Genomic DNA, 19,837 nt, shown 5'->3' with positions numbered 1-19,837 from the left:
GCCGTGAAGAAGATCCTTGCCCATCTCACCACGCTGGCGGTGGTACTACTGGCCTTCGTGCTCGGCTGGTTTGCCTGGGAGCATTACACCCGCGCCCCCTGGACCCGCGACGCACGGGTGCGGGCTGATGTGGTGACCCTGTCCGCCGATGTCGCCGGACGCATCGTCAAACTTGCCGTGCACGATAACCAGCATGTGGAGAAGGGCCAGTTGCTGCTGGAAATCGATCCCTCGCGTTATGCCCTGGCGGTGGAACACGGCAAGCGCGCGGTGGAAGTGTCGAAGGCCTCGTTGGGGCAGTCGCAGGCGACCATTGTCGCCAGCCAGGCGTTGCTCAGGCAGCGGCAAAGCGAGGAGCGTCGCCGGCGGACGCTCAAGGAGCGTTCGGCGATCTCCGGCGAAGAGTGGGAAAAAGCCAGTACCGATGTGGCGGTGGCCGAGGCTGATCTGCTGCGCAACCAGGCCAACCTGGGGTTTGCCCAGGCCAATGTGCAACTGGCGAGCGCCGCATTGGCCGAAGCCGAACACGACCTGGAACGCACCCGGGTCGAATCGCCCATCAGCGGCTACGTTACCAACCTGCTGACCCGCCAGGGCGACTACGCCACCGCAGGCGGTCCCTTGGTGGCACTGGTAGACAGCGATTCGTTTTATGTCAGCGGCTACTTCGAAGAAACCAAACTACCGCGCATCGAGGAGGGTGATCGGGTCGACATCGAGTTGATGAGCGGCGAACGTTTCGGTGGCACCGTGCAAAGCATCGCCTTCGCCATCGCCGACCGGGAAAACCTGCCGGGTGGACGCTTGCTGGCGAACATCAACCCCAGCTACACCTGGGTCAAGCTGGCGCAACGGGTCCCGGTAAGGATCAGGATCGATGATGACTATGCCGGTAAAGCGAAATTACGGGCGGGAACAACAGCGACCGTCACCGTCCAGGAACACCACTAACCCTGTAGGAGCTGGCTTGCCAGCGAATGCGGTGGTTCAGTCACCTCAATGGTGAATGTGCCTCCGTCTTCGCTGGCAAGCCAGCTCCTACAGGGGGTGTTGTGGATTCAATACCGCGCAGGCAAAAAAAAGCCCCGCGACCGAATGAGACGCGGGGCCAAAAAATTGGTTGGTTGCGGCCAACCAAAGGAGCTCTGTAGAAAATCGTGTTACTTGCTGGCGACCGTCTCCGGCTGCCACCCACCGCCAAGGGCCTTGTAGATCGCGACAATGCCGCGGTACAGGTCGACTTCAGCCTGGGCCTGGGTGTCTTCCGCGGCCAGGCGCTCACGCTGGGCATCGAGCAGCACGAGGAAGTCGGCGGTGCCTTCGCGGTAGCGGATCTCGGCGAGGTCGGCAGCCGAGCGGCTCGATTCGCTTTGACGGATCAGCGAAATCAGCCGCTGCTGACGTTTACCGTAATCGCTGAAGGCGTTTTCCGATTCTTCCAGGGCCAGCAAGACTTGCTGCTCGTAAGAGGCGAGAGCGCCTTCGGCATCGGCATCGGCGCCGCGCAAACGGGCGCGCACGCTGCCCAGATCAAAGGCCGCCCAAGTGATGCTCGGGCCCAGTGCCCAGGCATTGGCCGCCGAGGAACCGATCTGCGAGCCACGCCCGGCGGTAAAACCAAGGAAGCCACTGAGGCTGACGCGCGGGAACAGATCCGCCTTGGCCACACCGATCCGTGCCGTGGCCGATGCGAGTTGGCGTTCGGCACTGCGAATGTCCGGACGGCGTTGCAGCAGCTCGCCCGGATCTCCGATCGGCAGGGCCTTGGCAATGGCCGGCAAGTCCTTCGGACGCAAGTCGACCGTGAGCTTGTCCGGACGCTCACCCAGCAGGGTCGCGATGCGGTTTTTCTGCCGCACCTGCTCGGCCTGCAATTGCGGCACGCTGGCTTCGACCGAGGCCAGGCGTGCGTCGGCGCGTTCCACGTCGAGCTGATCGCCGACGCCGGCATCGCGCAGGCTGATGGTGATCTTGCGCGACTCCTGCTGGTTCTGCAGGTTGGCCAGGGCGATTTTCTCACGCAGCTGCGCACCCCGCAGTTGGCCGTAGGCATCGACCAATTCGGCAATCATGGTCACTTGCAGTTGGTACAGGTCGGCTTCGAACGCCTGTTGCTCGGCGTTGGCCGATTCCAGGTTGCGCTGGATGCGGCCAAACAGGTCGATCTCCCAGGCCATGTCCAGGCCCAGGTCGTAGCGCTCCTGATTGACCCGGTCGGTGGTCTCGCCCGGAATCTGCCCTTTGCCAATGTCACTGCTGACGCGGCTGGTGATGGTCGGCATGGCGTCATTGCTGACGTCATCACGAATCGCCCGGGCCGCTTTCCAGCGGGCAAACGCGACGCGCAAGTCGCGGTTGCCTTTCAGGGACTCCGTCACCAACTGGTTGAGCGTCGGGTCTTCGAACTGCTGCCACCAGATACCTTCGAATCGCGAGCGGTCGAAGTTCTTCTGGCCGGCAGCGCCGTCGGTGGCCGTGGTGATGTGGGCCGGTTCAGTGGCTGGGGTCTGGTAGTCCGGGCCCACGGCACAGGCGCTCAGCGCCAATGCCAGCAGGCTCGGCAGGAAAGCTTTCAAACTCATCAGTGCGACTCCAGCTTCAAGTTGGCCTTGGCTGCTTTGCGCGCTTGGCCGCGTTCGACAAAGTTGCGAATCAGTACGTAGAACACCGGCGTCAGCAACAGACCGAAGAAGGTCACCCCGAGCATCCCGGAGAACACCGCCACACCCATGGCGTGACGCATCTCGGCACCGGCACCGCTGGAGAACACCAGAGGCACTACACCCATAATGAAGGCGAACGAGGTCATCAGGATCGGCCGCAGACGCAGGCGGCAGGCTTCCAGGACCGCGGCCAGCGGGTTCATGCCTTCGAGCTGTTTGTCCTTGGCGAACTCGACGATCAGGATCGCGTTCTTACACGCAAGCCCCACCAGTACGATCAAGCCGATCTGGGTGAAGATGTTGTTGTCGCCGCCCGAAGCAATCACCCCGGTAATCGCCGACAGCAGGGTCATCGGCACGATCAGGATCACCGCCAGTGGCAGGCTCCAGCTTTCGTACTGCGCCGCGAGCACCAGGAACGCCAACAGTACGCAGAGCGGGAACACGAACAGCGCGGTGTTGCCGGACAGGATCTGCTGGTAGGTCAGGTCGGTCCATTCGTAGGTCATGCCGTTAGGCAGTTCTTCCTTGAGCAGTTTCTCGATGGCTTTTTCCGCCTGGCCGGAGCTGTAGCCGGGGGCTGCGGCACCGTTGATTTCCGCGGTGACGAAACCGTTGTAATGGGAGACGCGATCCGGGCCCGAGGTGTCGCTGACCTTGATGAAGGTCGCCAACGGGATCATCTCGCCCTTGTTGTTGCGCACTTTCAACTGGCCGATCTGGTCGGACTCGAGACGGAACTGCTGCTCAGCCTGGACGTTGACCTGATAGGTGCGGCCGAAGCGGTTGAAGTCGTTGGCATACAGCGAACCCAGGTAGATCTGCAGGGTGTCGAAGATGTCGCTGACGGCCACGCCGTGGGTCTTGGCTTTTTCCCGGTCGATGGCGGCATCGACCTGCGGCACGTTCACCGTGTAGCTGGTGAACAGGCCCGCCAGTTCCGGAACACTGTGGCTCTTGGCGATGATGTTCATGGTTTCCTTGTACAGCTCTTCGTAGCCCAGGTTGCCCCGGTCTTCGATCTGCAGGCGGAAACCACCGATGGTGCCCAGGCCTTGTACCGGCGGCGGCGGGAAGATCGCCATGTAGGCTTCCTGGATGTCCGCGTACTGGCCGTTCAAGGCACCGGCAATCGCACCGGCGGACATGCTCGGGTCTTTACGCTCATCGAACGGTTTCAAGGTCACGAACACGATGCCGGCGTTCGGGCTGTTGGTGAAACCGTTGATCGACAGGCCAGGGAAGGCCACTGCGCTTTCCACACCTGGCTGTTTCAGGGCCAGGTCGGACATGCGCTTGATCACGTCTTCGGTGCGGTCCAGGCTCGAGGCATCCGGCAGTTGCGCGAAGGCCACCAGGTATTGCTTGTCCTGGCCGGGTACGAAACCGGTCGGGGTGCTGGAGAAACCGAAGAAGGTCAGCACCATCAGGCCGGCGTACAGCAGCAGGGCGATGCCGCTCGAGCGGATAACCCGGGCAACGGTACCGACATAACCATGGCTGGCCTTTTCAAAGAAGCGGTTGAACGGACGGAACAACCAGCCGCCAAACAGCTTGTCCAGCACCCTGGAGAAACGGTCCTTGGGTGCGTCATGACCTTTGAGCAACACGGCAGCCAGGGCCGGCGACAGGGTCAGGGAGTTGAAGGCCGAGATCACCGTCGAAATGGCAATGGTCAGGGCGAACTGCTTGTAGAACTGCCCGGTCAACCCGGAGATGAACGCGGCCGGTACAAACACCGCACAGAGCACCAGCGCCGTGGCAATGATCGGGCCGGTCACCTCACGCATGGCGCGCTTGGTGGCTTCAACCGGTGTGAGTCCAAGTTCGATGTTGCGCTCGACGTTCTCCACCACCACGATCGCATCGTCCACCACGATACCGATCGCCAGTACCAGGCCGAACAGCGACAGGGCGTTCAACGAGAAGCCGAACAGATGCATCACGGCAAAGGTACCGATCAGCGAGACCGGCACCGCCACCAACGGAATGATCGAGGCGCGCCAGGTCTGCAGGAACAGGATCACGACCAGGACCACCAGGATCAGCGCTTCGAACAGGGTGTGAACCACCGCCTCGATGGAGCCGCGCACGAAGATGGTCGGGTCATAGACGATGCTGAAGTCCATGCCTTCGGGGAAGCCCTTCTTCAGTTCGGCCATTTTCGCCCGGACTTCATTGGAGATCTCGATGGCGTTGGAGCCAGGGCGCTGGAAGATCGGGATCGCCACCGCCGGCTGGTTGTTCAGCAGGGAACGCAAGGCGTACTGGCTGGAACCCAGTTCGACGCGGGCGATGTCCTTGAGGCGAGTGATTTCACCGTTTTCGCCAGAGCGAATGATGATGTTCTCGAACTCTTCTTCACTGACCAGACGGCCCTGGGTGTTGACCGACAACTGGAAACTTTGCGCATTCGGGGCAGGGGGCGCGCCCAGTGCACCCGCGGCCACTTGACGGTTCTGCTCACGAATGGCGGTTACAACGTCGGTTGCTGTCAGGTTGCGCGAAGCGGTCTTGTTCGGATCGAGCCAGACACGCAGCGAGTAGTCGCCCATGCCGAACAGCTGCACATCACCGACACCGCCCAGGCGCGCCAACTCATCCTTGATGTTGAGGATCGCGTAGTTGGACAGGTACAGCATGTCGTAGCGTTTGTCCGGCGAGGTCAAGTGCACCACCATCGTCAGGTCGGGCGACGCCTTGTCCACGGTGATACCGATGCGCGTCACTTCCTCGGGAAGTTTCGGCTCGGTGCGGGTCACGCGGTTCTGCACCTGTACCTGAGCGTTGTCCAGGTCCGTGCCCAACGCGAAGGTGATGGTCAGGGTGATCTTGCCGTCGGCGGTCGACTGCGAGGACATGTACAGCATGTTCTCGACGCCGGTGATCGCCTGCTCCAGGGGAGCGGCTACGGTTTCACCAATGACTTTCGGGTTGGCACCCGGGAAGTTGGCGCGCACGACAACGGTCGGCGGTACCACTTCCGGGTATTCGCTGATCGGCAATTGGAACAGCGAGATCGCACCGGCGATCAGGATCAGCAATGACAGCACCGCTGCGAAGATCGGCCGTGAAATGAAGAATTGGGAAAAATTCATCGGAGTCGTTATCCCTTAACCGCGTGGAGTCGCGGCAGCCACTTTCACAACCGTACCCGGCGCGACCTTGGCAGGCGCGACTTGGGGCAGGTTGCTGGCTTCCAGCGCTTGTCGTTGTTGGGCCAGGGCCGCGAGGGTTTGCTCGGTGGCCATCGGGATCACTTCAGGGGTGACCGGTGAGCCCGGGCGTACCCGCTGCAGGCCCTTGACGATGATGGTGTCGTCCTTGTTCAGGCCGTTGCGCACGATGCGCAGGCCTTCGATTTTTGGACCTAGCTCCACGGCGCGATACGCCGTCTTGTTGTCGGCATCCATCACCAGCACGAATTTCTTGCCCAGGTCCGTACCCACCGCCTCATCGTTGATCAGCATGGCGTTGTAGGTGCCGCTGCCCACCAGTTTCAGGCGCGCGTAAAGGCCCGGGGTGTAGCTGCCGTCGCTGTTGTCGAACACGGCGCGACCGCGGATGGTGCCGGTTTTCGGGTTGACCTGGTTGTCGACGAAGTTCATCACACCCTGGTGCGGGTTGCCGTCTTCGTTGGACAGGCCCATGTACACCGGGGTGGTGGCGCCGCGTTTGCCCTGGCGGGCGAGCTGGGTGTACTTGAGGAACACACGCTCGTCGGCATCGAAGTAGGCGTAGACCTTGTCGGTGGAGACCACACTGGTCAGCGGGGTGGTATCGGCAGTCACCAGGTTGCCGGCGGTGATTTCCGCACGGCTGACTCGACCGCTGATGGGCGCGGTGACACGGGTGAAGCTCAGGTTCAGTTTGGCCAGGTCGAGCTGTGCTTGCAGGGCACCAACGGCGGCGCGGGCTTCCTGGGCAGCGCTGGTGCGCGAGTCGGCCAGTTCGGCAGAAATCGCATTGCTGGTGCGCAGGCGTTCGCCACGCTGGGCTTCGTTTTCGCTGCGGGTGGCGTTGGCGCGGGACTGGGCGACCAGCGCTTCGAGGCGACGGACCTCAGCCTGGAACGGACGCGGGTCGATCTGGAACAGCAGGTCGCCTTTCTTGACCAGGGCGCCTTCAGTGAAGGCCACTTCATCGATCTGGCCCGAGACCCGTGGACGAATCTCCACGGTTTCCGGTGCTTCGAGGCGTCCGGTGAATTCGTCCCACTCGTTGACCGGTTGCTCCAGCACCTTGGCCACGCTGACCTTGGCTGCGGGCAGGCTGGCGGCAGTCTCTGGCGCCTTGCCGCAGGCGCTCATCACAACGACGGCCAACAGGGCCAACGGCAAGCGCAAATGTTTGAATGACTGTTCCATGGATGCATCCGCCAATGTATTAAGATTGGCGAATGATGCTCGGCAGGGTGGTATCGCACGAATCGAATGGGGCGAAGGTAACTATCATTCGGAATGATAGGAGAGGCCTGGGCAGCTCTCTAGCCTGCGCCTTGCGTCAGGAGGCAATCAACCCGGTTGATGGAAATTGTGTGTTTCCGGATTCGCAATGGTCCCTGTGGGCTGGCTTGCCGGCGATGGCGGCCTCAAGGTCGACCAATCTCCTGCGGCTGTACCCGATTAACTGTAGGAGCGAGCATGCTCGCGAAAAACCTGAGAGCACCGCGTGGTGTCAGGATCCCCGCGTCATCGTTGACCTCCATCGCGAGCAAGCTTGCTCCTACAAGGGCCCGACGCATCGGGAGTCTTCAGTGCCCTGTGGGTTTTCCAGCGACAGATTGCCCATTGGGTTACAGGTGGTTGGCGCGCGGTTTAACGATGATCAGGTGCTGCGGGTATGCCGGGCCTTTGAGCAGGCGTTTCCAACCACGCATCCGCCGGCGCCAATAATCAGGAACTGACCTAAGCTGGCTGACACCCGCGGACCTTCTTTGACGGAACGACAAGACCATGACTGCACCCGTATCTCTCGCCCGGCTGATTGATATCGAAGCCCTGGAACAACAACAGCCACTGGCACAGCGCGACCTGCCTTCCAGCACCTATGAACTGTTGCAACGTTCGGCACGCCGCTACGCCGAGCTGCCCGCCCTGAGCTTTTTGCCGACCGGCAGTATCGAGGACCAGCCCTGGACTATCAGTTACGCCGAGCTGTTCGCCAAGGTCACGCAAACCGCCAATGCCCTGCATCGCCTGGGTGTGCGTCCAGGCAAGGCGGTGTCCTTTCTGCTACCCAACCTGCCACACACCCACTTTGTCATCTGGGGTGGCGAAGCGGCCGGGATCGTCAATGCCATCAATCCGCTGCTGGAGCCGCAACACATCGCCGAACTGATCCGCGCTTCCAATACCACGGTGCTGGTCACCCTGGCGCCGTTCCCCGGTGCTGACCTGTGGCAGAAGGTCGCCACGTTGCGCGAGAGCCTGCCAGAGCTGGCGACTATCGTGACCGTCGATCTGGCGAACCTGCTGCCAGAGCCGCAACGCAGTGCCGTGAAGGCCCAGCGCCCGGCCATGCCGGAAGGTGTGCTGGACTTCGACGATCTGCTGGCTGCCTGTCCCGATGACCATCTGGAAAGCGCACGGGTGATCCGCCCGGACGACATCGCCTCCTACTTCCACACGGGCGGCACCACGGGCACGCCAAAGCTGGCACCCCACAGCCATGCAAACGAGGTGGCGATGGCCGAGATCATTGGCCTGCACGGTCGCTATGTGCCCGATGACGTGCTGCTATGCGGGCTGCCGTTGTTTCATGTCAACGGGGTGATGGTCTCCGGGCTCGCCGTCTTTGCCTATGGCGCCCAAGTCTTGCTAGCCGGTCCGCAGGGCTATCGCAATCCGACCCTCATCAAGGATTTCTGGAAGCTGGTGGAGCGATACCGAGTCAGCAGTTTCAGCGGCGTCCCTACCATCTATGCGGCACTGGCCCAGATCCCCAACGACGGCATCGATGTCTCGAGCTTGCGCTTTGCCCTGTGCGGGGCGGCCCCCATGCCCGTGGAACTGATCCGTCAGTTCGAATCCCGCACGGGACTGAAAATCATCGAAGGCTACGGCTTGACCGAAGGCACCTGCGCCACAGCGTGCAACCCCAGCGACGGAGAGCGCCGACCCGGCTCCATTGGCCTGCGCCTGCCGTATTGCCAGGTCAAGATCGTCGTGCTCGATGATGACGGCCATTACCTGCGTGACGCCGCGACGGATGAGGCCGGCACCTTGTGCCTGCGCGGCCCCACGGTATTCAAGGGCTACCTGCAAGCGGACAAGAACCAGGGTCTGTGGCTCGACGGCGACTGGTTCAACACCGGCGACCTGGGGCGCATCGACCGCGATGGCTACATCTGGTTGACCGGTCGCAGCAAGGACTTGATCATCCGCGGCGGCCACAACATCGACCCGCAGGTGATCGAGGAAGCCCTGCATCACCACCCTTCGGTCGCGCTGGCCGCTGCGGTGGGCAAGCCTGACATCAAGGCCGGCGAGCTGCCGGTGGTCTACGTCCAGCTCAAGGCCGGTGAGCAGGTGGGCGAAGCCGAGTTGATGGAGCACGCCATACAACACATTCACGAGCGTGCCGCGCTCCCCAAGAATATCTGGCTGATCGACCAGATCCCGTTGACGGCCGTGGGCAAGACCTTCAAGCCCGCCTTGCGCCTGGATGCGATCCGCCGGGTGTTCGAGGAGGAGGTCTGGCAGGTGGCAGCCGATGGCCAGGTGGAAGTGCTTAGTGATGATCGCCATGGGCAGCGGGTGGATATTCGAGTGGCTGGTCTGGATGCTGGGCAGCGCGAACAGCTGGAGCAACGGCTTGGAGGCTACTCCGTGCACTATGTGCTGCATTCGGCGTGAGCCATTCGGCAGGGTGAACCCCAAAGTAATATTAATTCCTGAATTGTGTGGTTTATCCGGTTCATTAGAAGATAAGCCACAATTAAAGGGAATTATGTTTCTTGAATTCGATGGATGATAATTCTATAATTTTGGGTATTAAGTGGCGTAAATCGACGGAAGACCCGTTATGTTGGATTTGAGCTTCAGTAAGCCGAATGAGATCGTCAAGCGGCTCTGCGAGCGCCTGCGCACGGAGCGGCTGGCTCAGCAGATGACACAAGCCGATGTGGCCGGTCGCGCCGGTATCGGCACCAATACCGTGTCGAACCTCGAAGCCGGGCGCAATGTCGGGTTGGAGAACGTGATTCGTGTGGCCATGGTCCTTGGACGAACCAAGGAGCTCGAAGCACTGTTCTTGCCAAAGCTGGACAGCATTGAAGACATTCGCCGCTACGAGAACACCGTCAATCGTCATCGGATCAAAAGGAAGACCGACCATGCTTGAGCAGGTTGACGTCTACTACGATGGTTGGGGTGAGCGTTGGTTGTGGGGCACGCTCGTGTCTACGACTGCCATCACCGGTCGCCCGCAAATTGTGTTTGAGTACAGCAATGAAGCGAAGACTAGAGGCCTGGAGCTTTCGTCCTACACGCTTCCATTGGCGGGACCCCAGTTGCGTCGAGGCTTTGCGTCCCACCAGCTGGCACTGCCAGGGCCAGTTTATGACTCACTGCCTGACGGCTGGGGCATGCTGCTGATGGACCGGTTGATCCGGCGCCGCGGCCTAAATACGGCACGCATAGGACCTCTGGAGCGGCTGGCTTTTATTGGCAACAACGCCATGGGGGCAATGTCGTTCGAGCCCGTAGCGCCCGAGGGGCAGCAGCCGCAAGCGCATATCCCCCTTGAGTTGCTGGCGGCTGAAGTTCAGGAAGTTCTCAAGGGTGAAGGCGGGGAATTCCTGCAGACATTGCTTCTGGTGGGGGGCTCGCCACAAGGCGCAAGGCCAAAGGCGTTGGTCTATCGCAATCCTCAAACGGGGGCTTTTACCACCGCCGCCAAGCCGGACCTCGAAGCCTGGCTGATCAAGTTCCCGGCAAAGGAAGAGCATCCTGAAGTCTGCGCTATCGAAATGGTCTATACCGAGTGCCTGCGCAGGTGCGGCATCCAGACCCCGGACACGCAGCACTTCAATCTGCCCAATGGGCTGGCAGCCTTCGCGAGTAAACGCTTTGATCGCCTGGACGGCCAGCGCGTGCCCATGCAAAGCCTTGCAGCCTTTACCGGGGCTGACTACAGGTCGCCGGGAGCCCTGGACTATGTCAACTTCTTGCGGGCGACACAGATGTGCACCAACGACGTACGAGAGAAAGCTATCGCCTTCGAGCGTGCCGTCTTCAATGTCGCGTTCAACAACCGGGACGACCACCCCAAAAATTTTGCCTATGTCATGTCGCGGTCCGGTGCTTGGCAGCTGGCGCCAGCCTACGACGTGACGTTCTGCGAGGGACCGGGCGGTTATCACCAGATGGACGTGATGGGCGAGGCGATGGCGATTGATCGAGGTGCGATGATCAGGCTTGCAGATGAGGCAGAGGTCTCAGTGGAGATTGCTGGCGGCATCATTGACAGCATTCGCCGCGTCGCGAGCCAGTTCGTTGCCATCGCCCAGGACATGTACCCGCGCGATATTACCCAGGACACCCTTGATACCATTCAAGGCCGAATCGACGAGAACGTCGAGTTGCTGAGCTAACGCCGTTTTAATTCGGCCAGCGTCATGGGTGACGCTCAGGCGCCTACGCCAGGCTATCCGGATCCCCAAAAAACATCTGAATCCGCGACCGCAACCAACGCTCCCCCGGATCATTATCCTGGGACCCACGCCACGCCATGTGCAATTCAAAGCTGCGCACCGGCAACGGCGGGTCCTCAGCCCGCACCCCGCCAGCCGCCGTCAGCGCATCGGCCGTATAGTCCGGCACGGTGGCGACGATATCGGTACCGCTCAACAGGGTACTCAAGCCGTTGAACTGCGGCACCGCCAGCACCACGTGACGTTTGCGCCCGAGCTTTTCCAGCTCTTCGTCAATAAAGCCACTGAGGTCGCCGGCGAACGACACCAGCGCATGGGGGCGGGCGCAGAAGTCATCCAGGCTCAATGGGCCAGGCACGGTGTCGGCGCGCAACAGTTTTGGCATGCTGCGGCGCAACACCTTGCGCTTGGCGTTGGCGGGCAGGTCGGTGGTGTAGCTGACGCCGATGGAAATTTCGCCGGAGGCCAGCAAGCCGGGCATCAGGATGTAGTTGACCCGTCGCACCACCAGCACGATGCCCGGCGATTCGGCGCGCAGGCGCTTGAGCAGCATGGGCAGCAGGGCGAATTCGACGTCGTCCGACAGGCCGATGCGAAACACCGCGGTGCTGGTGGCCGGGTCGAACTCGGCGGCACGGCTGACGGCGGTGGAAATCGAATCCAGCGCCGGAGAGAGCAGGGCGAAGATCTCGACCGCCCGCGCGGACGGTTCCATGCTGCGACCGGTGCGCACGAACAACGGGTCGTCGAACAGCCCGCGCAGGCGCGAGAGCGCCGCACTGATGGCCGGCTGGCCGAGGAACAGCTTCTCCGCGGCGCGGGTCACGCTGCGTTCGTGCATCAGGGTTTCGAATACGATCAACAGGTTCAGGTCGACACGACGCAGGTCATTACGATTCATCTTGAGTCCTGGCAGAGTCAGCAAACTTGACGTGAGCGGCCATATGGGAACAATGGCCAGCAGGAATATTACGGGCAAAGGCTGGTACTCTGCACCGGGTAATTCAGTTTTCCCAAAAAGGCTGCTTCGGTTTCTTGCGACATTTGACGATGTCGCCGCAGCTGCGGAATCAATGACAGGCATGTCGACTATTAATAGCCACTGATAGTGTTGGGTTGAAAGCCCAGCTAGAGTTCAAGGCATTAGAGGTTCAATTGGCGAGGTTTGCGATGTCCCGCACGATCCGTTTTCACAAGTTTGGTTCAGCCGAGGTGCTCAAATGCGAAGAGCATGCGGCGGCCCTGCCTGCACCGGGCGAAGTGCAGGTGCGCGTCGAAGCCATTGGCATCAGCTGGTACGACACGCTCTGGCGGCAGAACCTGGCGTCGTCACACGCTCGCTTGCCAGCCGGTATTGGCCAGGAAATGGCCGGTATCGTCACCGCTGTCGGTGAGGGTGTCGATGACCTTGCGGTCGGTGACAAGGTTGCCAGTTTCCCGGCCCAGAGCCCGAACGATTATCCGGTCTACGGCGAGCTGATCGTGCTGCCGCGCTCGTCGCTGTCGCGTTACCCGGACGTGCTCAGCCCGATCGAAGCCAGCGTGCATTACACGCCGCTGTTGATTGCCTATTTTGGCTACGTTGATCTGGCGCGGGTCAAACCCGGGCAATTTGCCCTGGTCACCGACGCCAGTCACTGCGCCGGCCCTTCGTTCGTACAATTGGGCAAGGCCCTGGGTGTTCGAGTGATCGCCGCGACCAAGACCGCGGACGAGCGTGAATACCTGCTGTCGCTGGGTGCCGAGAAAGTCATCGTCACCGAGGAAGAAGACCTGCTGATGCGGATCAACAAGATCACCGACAACCGCGGCGTGGACGTGGTGTTTGATGGTTTGGGTGGCCCTCAGATGTCCCTGCTCGGCGACGTACTGGCGCCTCGCGGCAGCCTGGTGCTGTACGGCCTGCAAGGCGGCAACCAGACGCCATTCCCGGCGTGTGCGGCGTTCCAGAAGAACATTCAGTTCTTCGTGCACTGCATCGGTAACTTCACCGGCAAGCCGGAATTGGGCATCATCCAGGACCAGGTCGCACTGCAACGTGCCTTGCGCGACATCAACCAGATGACTGCCGATCGCGTATTGCTGCCGCTCAAGACCCGGGTCTTCCCGTTTGCCGAGTTTGTCGAGGCGCACCGCTACATGGACGAATGCCCATGCCGCGAAAGGGTTGCCCTGCAAGTCGAACCTGCCTGATCCCCCTCAAAGAGTCCGTGCCTGCACGGACTCTTGCGTTTGAGTGCCTTTCCCCCCCCCGACATGAGACGTCCCACCAGCCTGAAGGTGGGTCGGTTCAGCAACTGAACCGGTTTTTGCTCTCGATCTGTAGCTTCTAATCAACATCCAAGTACTGATAATTGCATGATTACTTTCATCTCAAGGAATGAGTCATGGCCAGGTATCTAGCCGAAACTTTTCAATGCGCGTCGTTGACCCATGTTCGACAACTAGTGAATCGTTGTGCGGTCGCCACATTATTTCGAGAAGCTTCTTTCCTCATTATTTGTATTAAATGTCTGTGGGACGCTGTCAGACATTTCCTAGGATGCCGAAGGCAATCGTCACAAGCTGCGGCCAAGAGCCTGCGCGCAAGCCCTTGCGTGGCTGTCTCGCTTCTGGCGATCAATTATTTCAAATGTTGACCAAAAACTTTAGCGTTAGCATTTGGTAATAAAGTCCAGTAATTAATCCCCATTCAGGCATCCCTTTGCGCTGTGCGTGCAGTTGTTTGCGCTGTGTCGAACTTACGAATATCAGGTAAATAGAAAATGACCCATATCCATGATCAGGCGATGAACTATGTCTATCAACAAGTGCTGCAACGACTGCTGAGTTTTTTTTCCCGTGCCGAGCGCACGGCATTGCAGTTATTGATACAGCGCCTGGCTGTCGCCGCCGGAGGAATGGATCGGATCGGTGGCTTCAAGGTATTGGCCATCCAGTGTGGCTCGCGTGACAGTTGCTACACCTTGGCACTGCTGCGTGCCGCGCAGCTGACGATCGCCAGTCGGGCGCCCGCGACATTCCAGTTGCGGGTCGCGACCCTGCGGCTCAATGGCATGAGCCAATTGGCGCTGGATAACATCCATCGCAGCTACAGCGCTTTGTTCCTCTACGACGATCCCCGAGTCGAAGTGTTGATGGTGGATAACCGTGAGGTACTGCCGTTCGATCACCAGGCACCGGTGTCCAGCGCCGGGTGTGAAGCCAATCGGACGAACCTGCTGATGATCGGCCATCGTCGTGCCGTGGACGGACCTCTTGACCTGTTGGACGACGGGTATCTGGCCACGGGCGAGTTCCATGGACAGATCGCCCGCTGGAATCATGGTGTCGATGCCTTGGTCAGTGGCGACTCGCCGCGCCAGCAGAAGCGCTTTATCGAAGGGCTCAAGCGCGCGGCCGCCAAGGCAGGTCTCGAGACGTCGAACCGTCACGAGGCGGATTACGGCGGGTTGTTCATGCTGCTCGATGAATTGGGCAGTGACTGTTACCAGGCGTTTTATGCCGACTACGGCCAGGAGACCTGGCGTCCGGCTGAACAGTTTGAAGCCTGTCGTCGTACTACCTACATCGATATTCACGACGTACTGGTCAGCCACCTTGAAGATCGTTGGCCGTTGCTGACCGAGTTTCTCGGCTTCCAGGCCGATGAACTGGCGGTTCATCTTGGCGAAAACCAGTTCGTCAGCGTGGCTGTCTCGGCGCACCTGCGCGGATTGCAAGCCGGCTTCGTCCAGGGCGGCACCTATGAGGCAGGTGTTGCCCACTACCTGCAGCGCGCCCTGGTGATGATGCGTCGTAACCAACTGGAGGAATACTTGTACGAACGGGCAGAGGAGGCGTACGGCAACCCGGCGACCCTGGCCGGCCAGCGCGCACGCATCGCCGAGGAGGCGCAGCAGAACTTTGGCCTGAACGAGGCGCAATGGGTGTGCCTGCTGTTTGCCCCTTTTGTCGAGCAGGGCGCGGCCCTCGAGCGCTTCCTGCGTCTATGTCACCCGGGCATGCTCGTGGCCTTGCCCGAGTTGCACCGGGCCATGCAGGGGCATCCGGTCGCGGAGCAGATCCTGCAGTGGATGGTCGATGTCAGCGGCTTGCCTGTGAGCCTGATCGGCAGGTTGTATCGCATGGGGCCGGTGGCAGAGCAGGGCAGGCCGATGAACCCGCCCGCGAGCGAGGCCTCGGTGCCAGTGCAGGCAAGCGACGAGGCGTCGATGACCGCTCAATGGTCGGCAGGACGTTGATCGTGCGCATGTTGCCGGCCCTTTCGGATGTGCGTGGCGGCCACCGCCACGGATGGGGCCCCTTGTCATGAAAGGACAGCGTGAAACCGATTTCGCCTACCAGGCGGTCTACCGTTACCTGACCTGCCTGATCAGCGAACCCGTGAGTGACAGTCGCGTACGCCTGCCATCCTTGCGTGAGCTGTCCGAGCGCCTGGGCGTGTCGATCTCGACCATCCAGTACGCTTATTCGCTTCTGGAAAAGGAGGGGCGGGTCTATTCGGTGGCCAAGTCCGGTTATTACGCGCTACCGGTCGCGCCCAGCAGTACGCTGTACGATGGCAATGACTTGCTCGAGAGCGTCTATGTCAACGCCCGTCTTCCCGCCATGCTGGTCCTCAGCGCGGATGAACCGGCCTTGCTGCAACCGCTCGACAGCCCGCTGTTGCTGCTGGAAAGGGAGCTGCTGCGCCAATACCCGCGCCAGCCGCAGCCGTCTGCGCAGCCCTGCGGCGAACTGGAGCTGCGTACCGCGTTGGCGGCGCGCTATACCACCTCGCCGGTGCGCTGCTGGCATGCCGATGATGTCTACATCGGCGCCGATCTACGCGGTGTGCTGGAAATACTGATCGTCGTATTGGCTCTCAAGGACGCGACGGTGGTGGTCGAGTCGCCGTGTGACTGGGCGATCCTGCGCCTGTTCCAGGCAGCCGGCGTGAAGGTGATCGAATGGCCGCTGCTGGGCGACGGTGGCCTGGACTGCAAGCGCCTCAGAGACCTGCTGGAAGAGCAGCCGGTGCGATTGGTGATGGTGTCGTCCGGGCTGAACATGCCCCGGGGCAGCAAGGCACCCGATGATAACCGGCAAGCGATCGCGCAATTGCTGGGCCGACATGACACTTGGGTGCTGGAAAACGATAGTTATGGCGAACTCGGGTTTGAGCCCGATCTACTGCGATTTCGCGAGCTGTTGGCCCCGGAGCGCCTGATGGTGTTTTCCGCATTCGAAAAGATCATCGGCCCGGAAGCGCCTTACGGTTATCTGCTGTCTCGCCATATGAGCGGCGAGCTGCAGCGGCAATTTCTATTACGAGCCTTTCGCCTGTCGCCGATTCGCCAGAAAGCCATCGCTCGCCTGTACAGCAACGGACGCATCGATCAACACCTGCAGGTATTGCGTCGGCGCCTCAAGGACGGCAAGGACCAGATGACCCGGCTGCTCCAGGAGCGACTGGGCGACGCCTTGCAGTACGTCGAGCCCCAGGGCGGCGCGACGATCTGGTTGCGTTCGCTGCGCCGGGTCGATATGAGCCGGGTGTTCCAGCGTTTGCTCAGGCAACAGGTGGTGGTTGCGCCCGGCGAGCTGTTCAGTCTGCAAGGCTTGCATGGGCAACACTTGCGTTTGAGCCATGGCGTTGGCAGCGATCAGGACCTGGCCGCCGCGCTGGGCTTGCTGGGGGACGCCTTGCGCCTGGAAGCCATTGATTGAGCCCAGGTAAAATCATGCCGATGGATCGATTCCATCGCGCTTAGGTCAAACTGCCAGTAAACTCCGTTCCAATTCCTGAACTCTATCTCAGAGGTTGCGCATGACACTCAGTCCTTTTGCGGGCAAGCCGGCACCGGCAGAATTGTTGGTAGACATCCCGCGACTGGTCACGGCCTATTACACCGGCCAGCCCGATGCCGCCATCTCGACCCAGCGAGTGGCCTTCGGCACCTCCGGGCACCGGGGCAGCTCGTTCGATTTGAGTTTCAACGAATGGCACGTCCTGGCGATCAGCCAGGCCATCTGCCTGTATCGCGAGGCCCAGGGCATCGATGGCCCCTTGTTCGTCGGCATCGACACCCACGCCTTGTCCACGCCGGCCGGCGCCAGCGCCCTGGAAGTACTGGCTGCCAATGGCGTGACGGTGATGATCGCCGAAGGTGACGAATACACGCCGACCCCAGCCGTTTCCCATGCGATCCTGTGCTACAACCGCGGGCGTACCTCGGGCCTGGCGGATGGCATCGTCATCACCCCGTCCCACAACCCGCCGCAAAGCGGGGGCTACAAATACAACCCGACCAATGGCGGCCCGGCCGATACCCACATCACCAAGTGGATCGAAGCCAAGGCCAATGAGCTGTTGGCGAACAAACTCGCCGGGGTCAAGCGCATCAGCTACGAGCAGGCGCTGAAGGCCAGTACCACCCATCGTCACGACTACCTCAACACCTATGTCGCCGACCTGATCAATGTGATCGATTTCGACGCCATCCGTGATGCCAAGCTGCGCCTGGGCGTCGATCCGCTGGGAGGCGCAGGCGTGCGCTACTGGTCGGCGATTGCCGAGCACTACCGTCTGGACCTGGACGTGGTGAACAAGCAGGTCGACCCTACCTTCCGCTTCATGACTGTCGACTGGGATGGCCAGATCCGAATGGACCCATCGTCCAGCCACGCAATGCAGGGGCTGATCGGCCTGAAAGAACGATTCGACGTGGCCTTCGCCTGCGACCCGGATCACGACCGTCATGGCATCGTGACCCCCTCTGGCGGTCTGCTGGCGCCGAACAACTACCTGGCCGTGTCGATCGATTACCTGTTCCAGAACCGCCCGCACTGGCGAGCAGATGCCGCGGTGGGCAAGACCGTGGTCAGCAGCGGCTTGATCGACCGGGTGGCCAAGCGCCTGGGACGCCGCCTGTACGAAGTGCCGGTGGGCTTCAAGTGGTTTGCCGATGGCCTGTTCGACGGCTCCCTGGGCTTTGGTGGCGAAGAAAGTGCGGGGGCTTCGTTCCTGCGCAAGGACGGTAGCGTCTGGTGCACCGACAAGGACGGGCTGATCCCGGCCTTGCTGGCGGCTGAAATGACCGCCCGTACCGGTCGCGACCCAAGCCAGGCTTATCGTGCCCTGACCGATGAACTGGGCGAGCCGTTCTCGGTGCGGGTAGACGCCAAGGCCAACCCGGAACAAAAGGCACTGCTGAGCAAGCTGTCGCCGGATCAGGTCACCTCGACCGAGCTGGCGGGCGAACCGATCCAGGCCATCCTCAGCCACGCCCCGGGGAATGACCAGGCCATTGGCGGCCTGAAGGTCATGACCGAAAACGGCTGGTTCGCGGCGCGTCCGTCGGGCACCGAAGACATCTACAAGATCTATGCGGAAAGCTTCGTGAGCGACGACCACCTCAAGCAGTTGGTGGCTGAGGCCCAGACCCTGGTGGATGGCGCTATTTCTTCGAAATAAATGATGGCCCCTTCGCTGGCAAGCCAGCTCCTGCAGGATTGATGCAACCTTGTAGGAGCTGGCTTGCCAGCGAAGACGGTAGTCCAGGCACCAACGGTGCTTGGGACTTACCTAATCAAGCCAGATCCACCAACACAATCTCACTGTCCTCAATCGCCGTCACCCGCAACAGCTGCTCTTGAGCAATCGCAACACCGTCTCGAGCTTGTGCTCGCAAGCCATTGACTTCAATGACCCCCGTGGCCGGAACAAGGTAAGCGCGACGGCCGTTGTCCAAGTGATATTCCGCCGTTTCACCCGCCTTCAGGTTCGCCGCCACCAACCGCGCATTGGCGCGGATTCGCAGGCTTTGATCGTCCCCGGCCTTGCCGCTGGCCAAGGTCACAAACCCTTCGCGCTGGCCCTTCGGAAACGGCTTGGCGCCCCAGGAGGGTGCCAGGCCGGATTCGTTCGGGATGATCCAGATCTGGAAAATCCGCGTCGGTGTCGCTTCCAGGTTGTATTCGCTATGGGCGATCCCGGTGCCAGCACTCATGACCTGAACGTCACCGGCTTCAGTGCGACCCTTGTTGCCCAGGTTGTCCTGGTGGGTAATCGCCCCTTCACGGACATAGGTGATGATTTCCATGTCCCGGTGCGGGTGCTGCGGGAAACCGGTGCCCGGGGCGATCACGTCATCGTTCCATACCCGCAGGTTGCCCCAGTTCATGCGCTTGGGGTCATGGTATTCGGCGAACGAAAAGTGGTGATGGGCATCCAACCAGCCATGGTGAGCGCCGCCGAGCGAGTTGAAAGGTCTGAGTTCAAGCATGATCGTCTCCTGTAAGGTTCGTCATGGGGCGCAAGGGCCTGGCCACGAATCGAGACCGGTGGTTGATGACGGGCATCATCCATCAGGCAATAATCGATAAAAAGCGTAAAAAGTGCCTCATAATCATCGAATAGTTTGATAGGAAGTTACCTCAAATGGATCTTATACAACCTTCAATATCGCGCATAAGTCGATGAGTCCTAAGCATTTCACTAGAACTGAACGGCAAATACAGACACCATAGCCCT

At 60.9% G+C, this 19,837-nt stretch carries 13 protein-coding genes and 2 pseudogenes; 9 read left to right on the top strand and 6 right to left on the bottom strand.

Going from position 1 to position 19,837, the window contains the following annotated elements:
- The first annotated feature begins 3 nt into the window (after nucleotides 1-3).
- Nucleotides 4-951 (top strand): efflux RND transporter periplasmic adaptor subunit, encoded by a 948-nt coding sequence (locus NPS56_RS17795; RefSeq protein WP_274075807.1) that lies wholly within the window; start codon nucleotides 4-6, stop codon nucleotides 949-951.
- A gap of 209 nt (nucleotides 952-1,160) precedes the next feature.
- On the opposite strand, the gene NPS56_RS17790 is transcribed toward NPS56_RS17795, so the two are convergent.
- The 4 genes and pseudogenes from NPS56_RS17790 to NPS56_RS31195 all read right to left on the bottom strand — a co-directional run.
- Nucleotides 1,161-2,582, bottom strand: coding sequence for an efflux transporter outer membrane subunit (locus NPS56_RS17790; RefSeq protein ID WP_274075806.1), 1,422 nt, complete (start codon nucleotides 2,580-2,582; stop codon nucleotides 1,161-1,163).
- Entirely contained in the window at nucleotides 2,582-5,761 is a 3,180-nt protein-coding gene (locus NPS56_RS17785; protein WP_274075805.1) for an efflux RND transporter permease subunit, read from the bottom strand. The genes NPS56_RS17790 and NPS56_RS17785 overlap by 1 nt, the downstream gene beginning before the upstream one ends.
- A 15-nt stretch (nucleotides 5,762-5,776) precedes the next feature.
- The gene (gene mexE, locus NPS56_RS17780) at nucleotides 5,777-7,030 is read right to left on the bottom strand and encodes a multidrug efflux RND transporter periplasmic adaptor subunit MexE (protein ID WP_274075804.1); all 1,254 of its coding nucleotides are present in this window, start codon (nucleotides 7,028-7,030) and stop codon (nucleotides 5,777-5,779) included.
- 260 nt (nucleotides 7,031-7,290) lie between these two features.
- Nucleotides 7,291-7,407, bottom strand: a pseudogene (locus NPS56_RS31195) (outer membrane lipoprotein carrier protein LolA); the annotation flags it as partial.
- Between the two features lie 6 nt (nucleotides 7,408-7,413).
- On the opposite strand from NPS56_RS31195, the pseudogene NPS56_RS17775 reads away from it, so the two are divergent.
- The 4 genes and pseudogenes from NPS56_RS17775 to NPS56_RS17760 all read left to right on the top strand — a co-directional run.
- Nucleotides 7,414-7,569, top strand: a pseudogene (locus tag NPS56_RS17775) (amidase); the annotation flags it as partial.
- A 49-nt stretch (nucleotides 7,570-7,618) separates the two neighbouring features.
- On the top strand, nucleotides 7,619-9,520 hold the full coding sequence (locus tag NPS56_RS17770; RefSeq protein WP_274075803.1) for an acyl-CoA synthetase: 1,902 nt from the start codon (nucleotides 7,619-7,621) through the stop codon (nucleotides 9,518-9,520).
- A 169-nt stretch (nucleotides 9,521-9,689) separates the two neighbouring features.
- A complete protein-coding gene (locus tag NPS56_RS17765) occupies nucleotides 9,690-10,007 on the top strand; it encodes a helix-turn-helix domain-containing protein (protein WP_274075802.1) in 318 nt (105 codons plus the stop codon).
- On the top strand, nucleotides 10,000-11,259 hold the full coding sequence (locus tag NPS56_RS17760; RefSeq protein WP_274075801.1) for a type II toxin-antitoxin system HipA family toxin: 1,260 nt from the start codon (nucleotides 10,000-10,002) through the stop codon (nucleotides 11,257-11,259). Before NPS56_RS17765 ends, NPS56_RS17760 begins: the two co-directional genes overlap by 8 nt.
- Before the next feature lie 43 nt (nucleotides 11,260-11,302).
- Here NPS56_RS17760 and NPS56_RS17755 read toward each other — a convergent pair whose 3' ends face one another.
- Entirely contained in the window at nucleotides 11,303-12,220 is a 918-nt protein-coding gene (locus tag NPS56_RS17755) for a LysR family transcriptional regulator (protein WP_274075800.1), read from the bottom strand.
- Nucleotides 12,221-12,489: 269 nt separating this feature from the next.
- Here NPS56_RS17755 and NPS56_RS17750 point away from each other — a divergent pair, with 269 nt between their 5' ends.
- The 4 genes from NPS56_RS17750 (at nucleotide 12,490) to pgm (ending at nucleotide 18,778) form a co-directional block, all read left to right on the top strand.
- Nucleotides 12,490-13,512 (top strand): zinc-dependent alcohol dehydrogenase family protein, encoded by a 1,023-nt coding sequence (locus tag NPS56_RS17750; RefSeq protein ID WP_274075799.1) that lies wholly within the window; start codon nucleotides 12,490-12,492, stop codon nucleotides 13,510-13,512.
- A gap of 572 nt (nucleotides 13,513-14,084) precedes the next feature.
- Nucleotides 14,085-15,563 carry a hypothetical protein gene (locus NPS56_RS17745; RefSeq protein ID WP_274075798.1) on the top strand — a complete coding sequence of 493 codons (1,479 nt, stop codon included), beginning with the start codon at nucleotides 14,085-14,087 and terminating at the stop codon, nucleotides 15,561-15,563.
- Nucleotides 15,564-15,630: 67 nt separating this feature from the next.
- A complete protein-coding gene (locus tag NPS56_RS17740) occupies nucleotides 15,631-17,031 on the top strand; it encodes a PLP-dependent aminotransferase family protein (protein WP_274075797.1) in 1,401 nt (466 codons plus the stop codon).
- Nucleotides 17,032-17,131: 100 nt separating this feature from the next.
- Nucleotides 17,132-18,778, top strand: coding sequence for a phosphoglucomutase (alpha-D-glucose-1,6-bisphosphate-dependent) (pgm, locus tag NPS56_RS17735; protein ID WP_274075796.1), 1,647 nt, complete (start codon nucleotides 17,132-17,134; stop codon nucleotides 18,776-18,778).
- A gap of 115 nt (nucleotides 18,779-18,893) precedes the next feature.
- Here pgm and NPS56_RS17730 read toward each other — a convergent pair whose 3' ends face one another.
- The gene (locus NPS56_RS17730) at nucleotides 18,894-19,589 is read right to left on the bottom strand and encodes a pirin family protein (protein WP_274075795.1); all 696 of its coding nucleotides are present in this window, start codon (nucleotides 19,587-19,589) and stop codon (nucleotides 18,894-18,896) included.
- Nucleotides 19,590-19,837: the final 248 nt, after the last annotated feature.

Origin of the sequence: Pseudomonas putida (genome assembly GCF_028682635.1) — a bacterium.
GTDB lineage: Bacteria > Pseudomonadota > Gammaproteobacteria > Pseudomonadales > Pseudomonadaceae > Aquipseudomonas > Aquipseudomonas putida_AE.
This window is presented reverse-complemented; position numbering and strand designations above follow the sequence as displayed.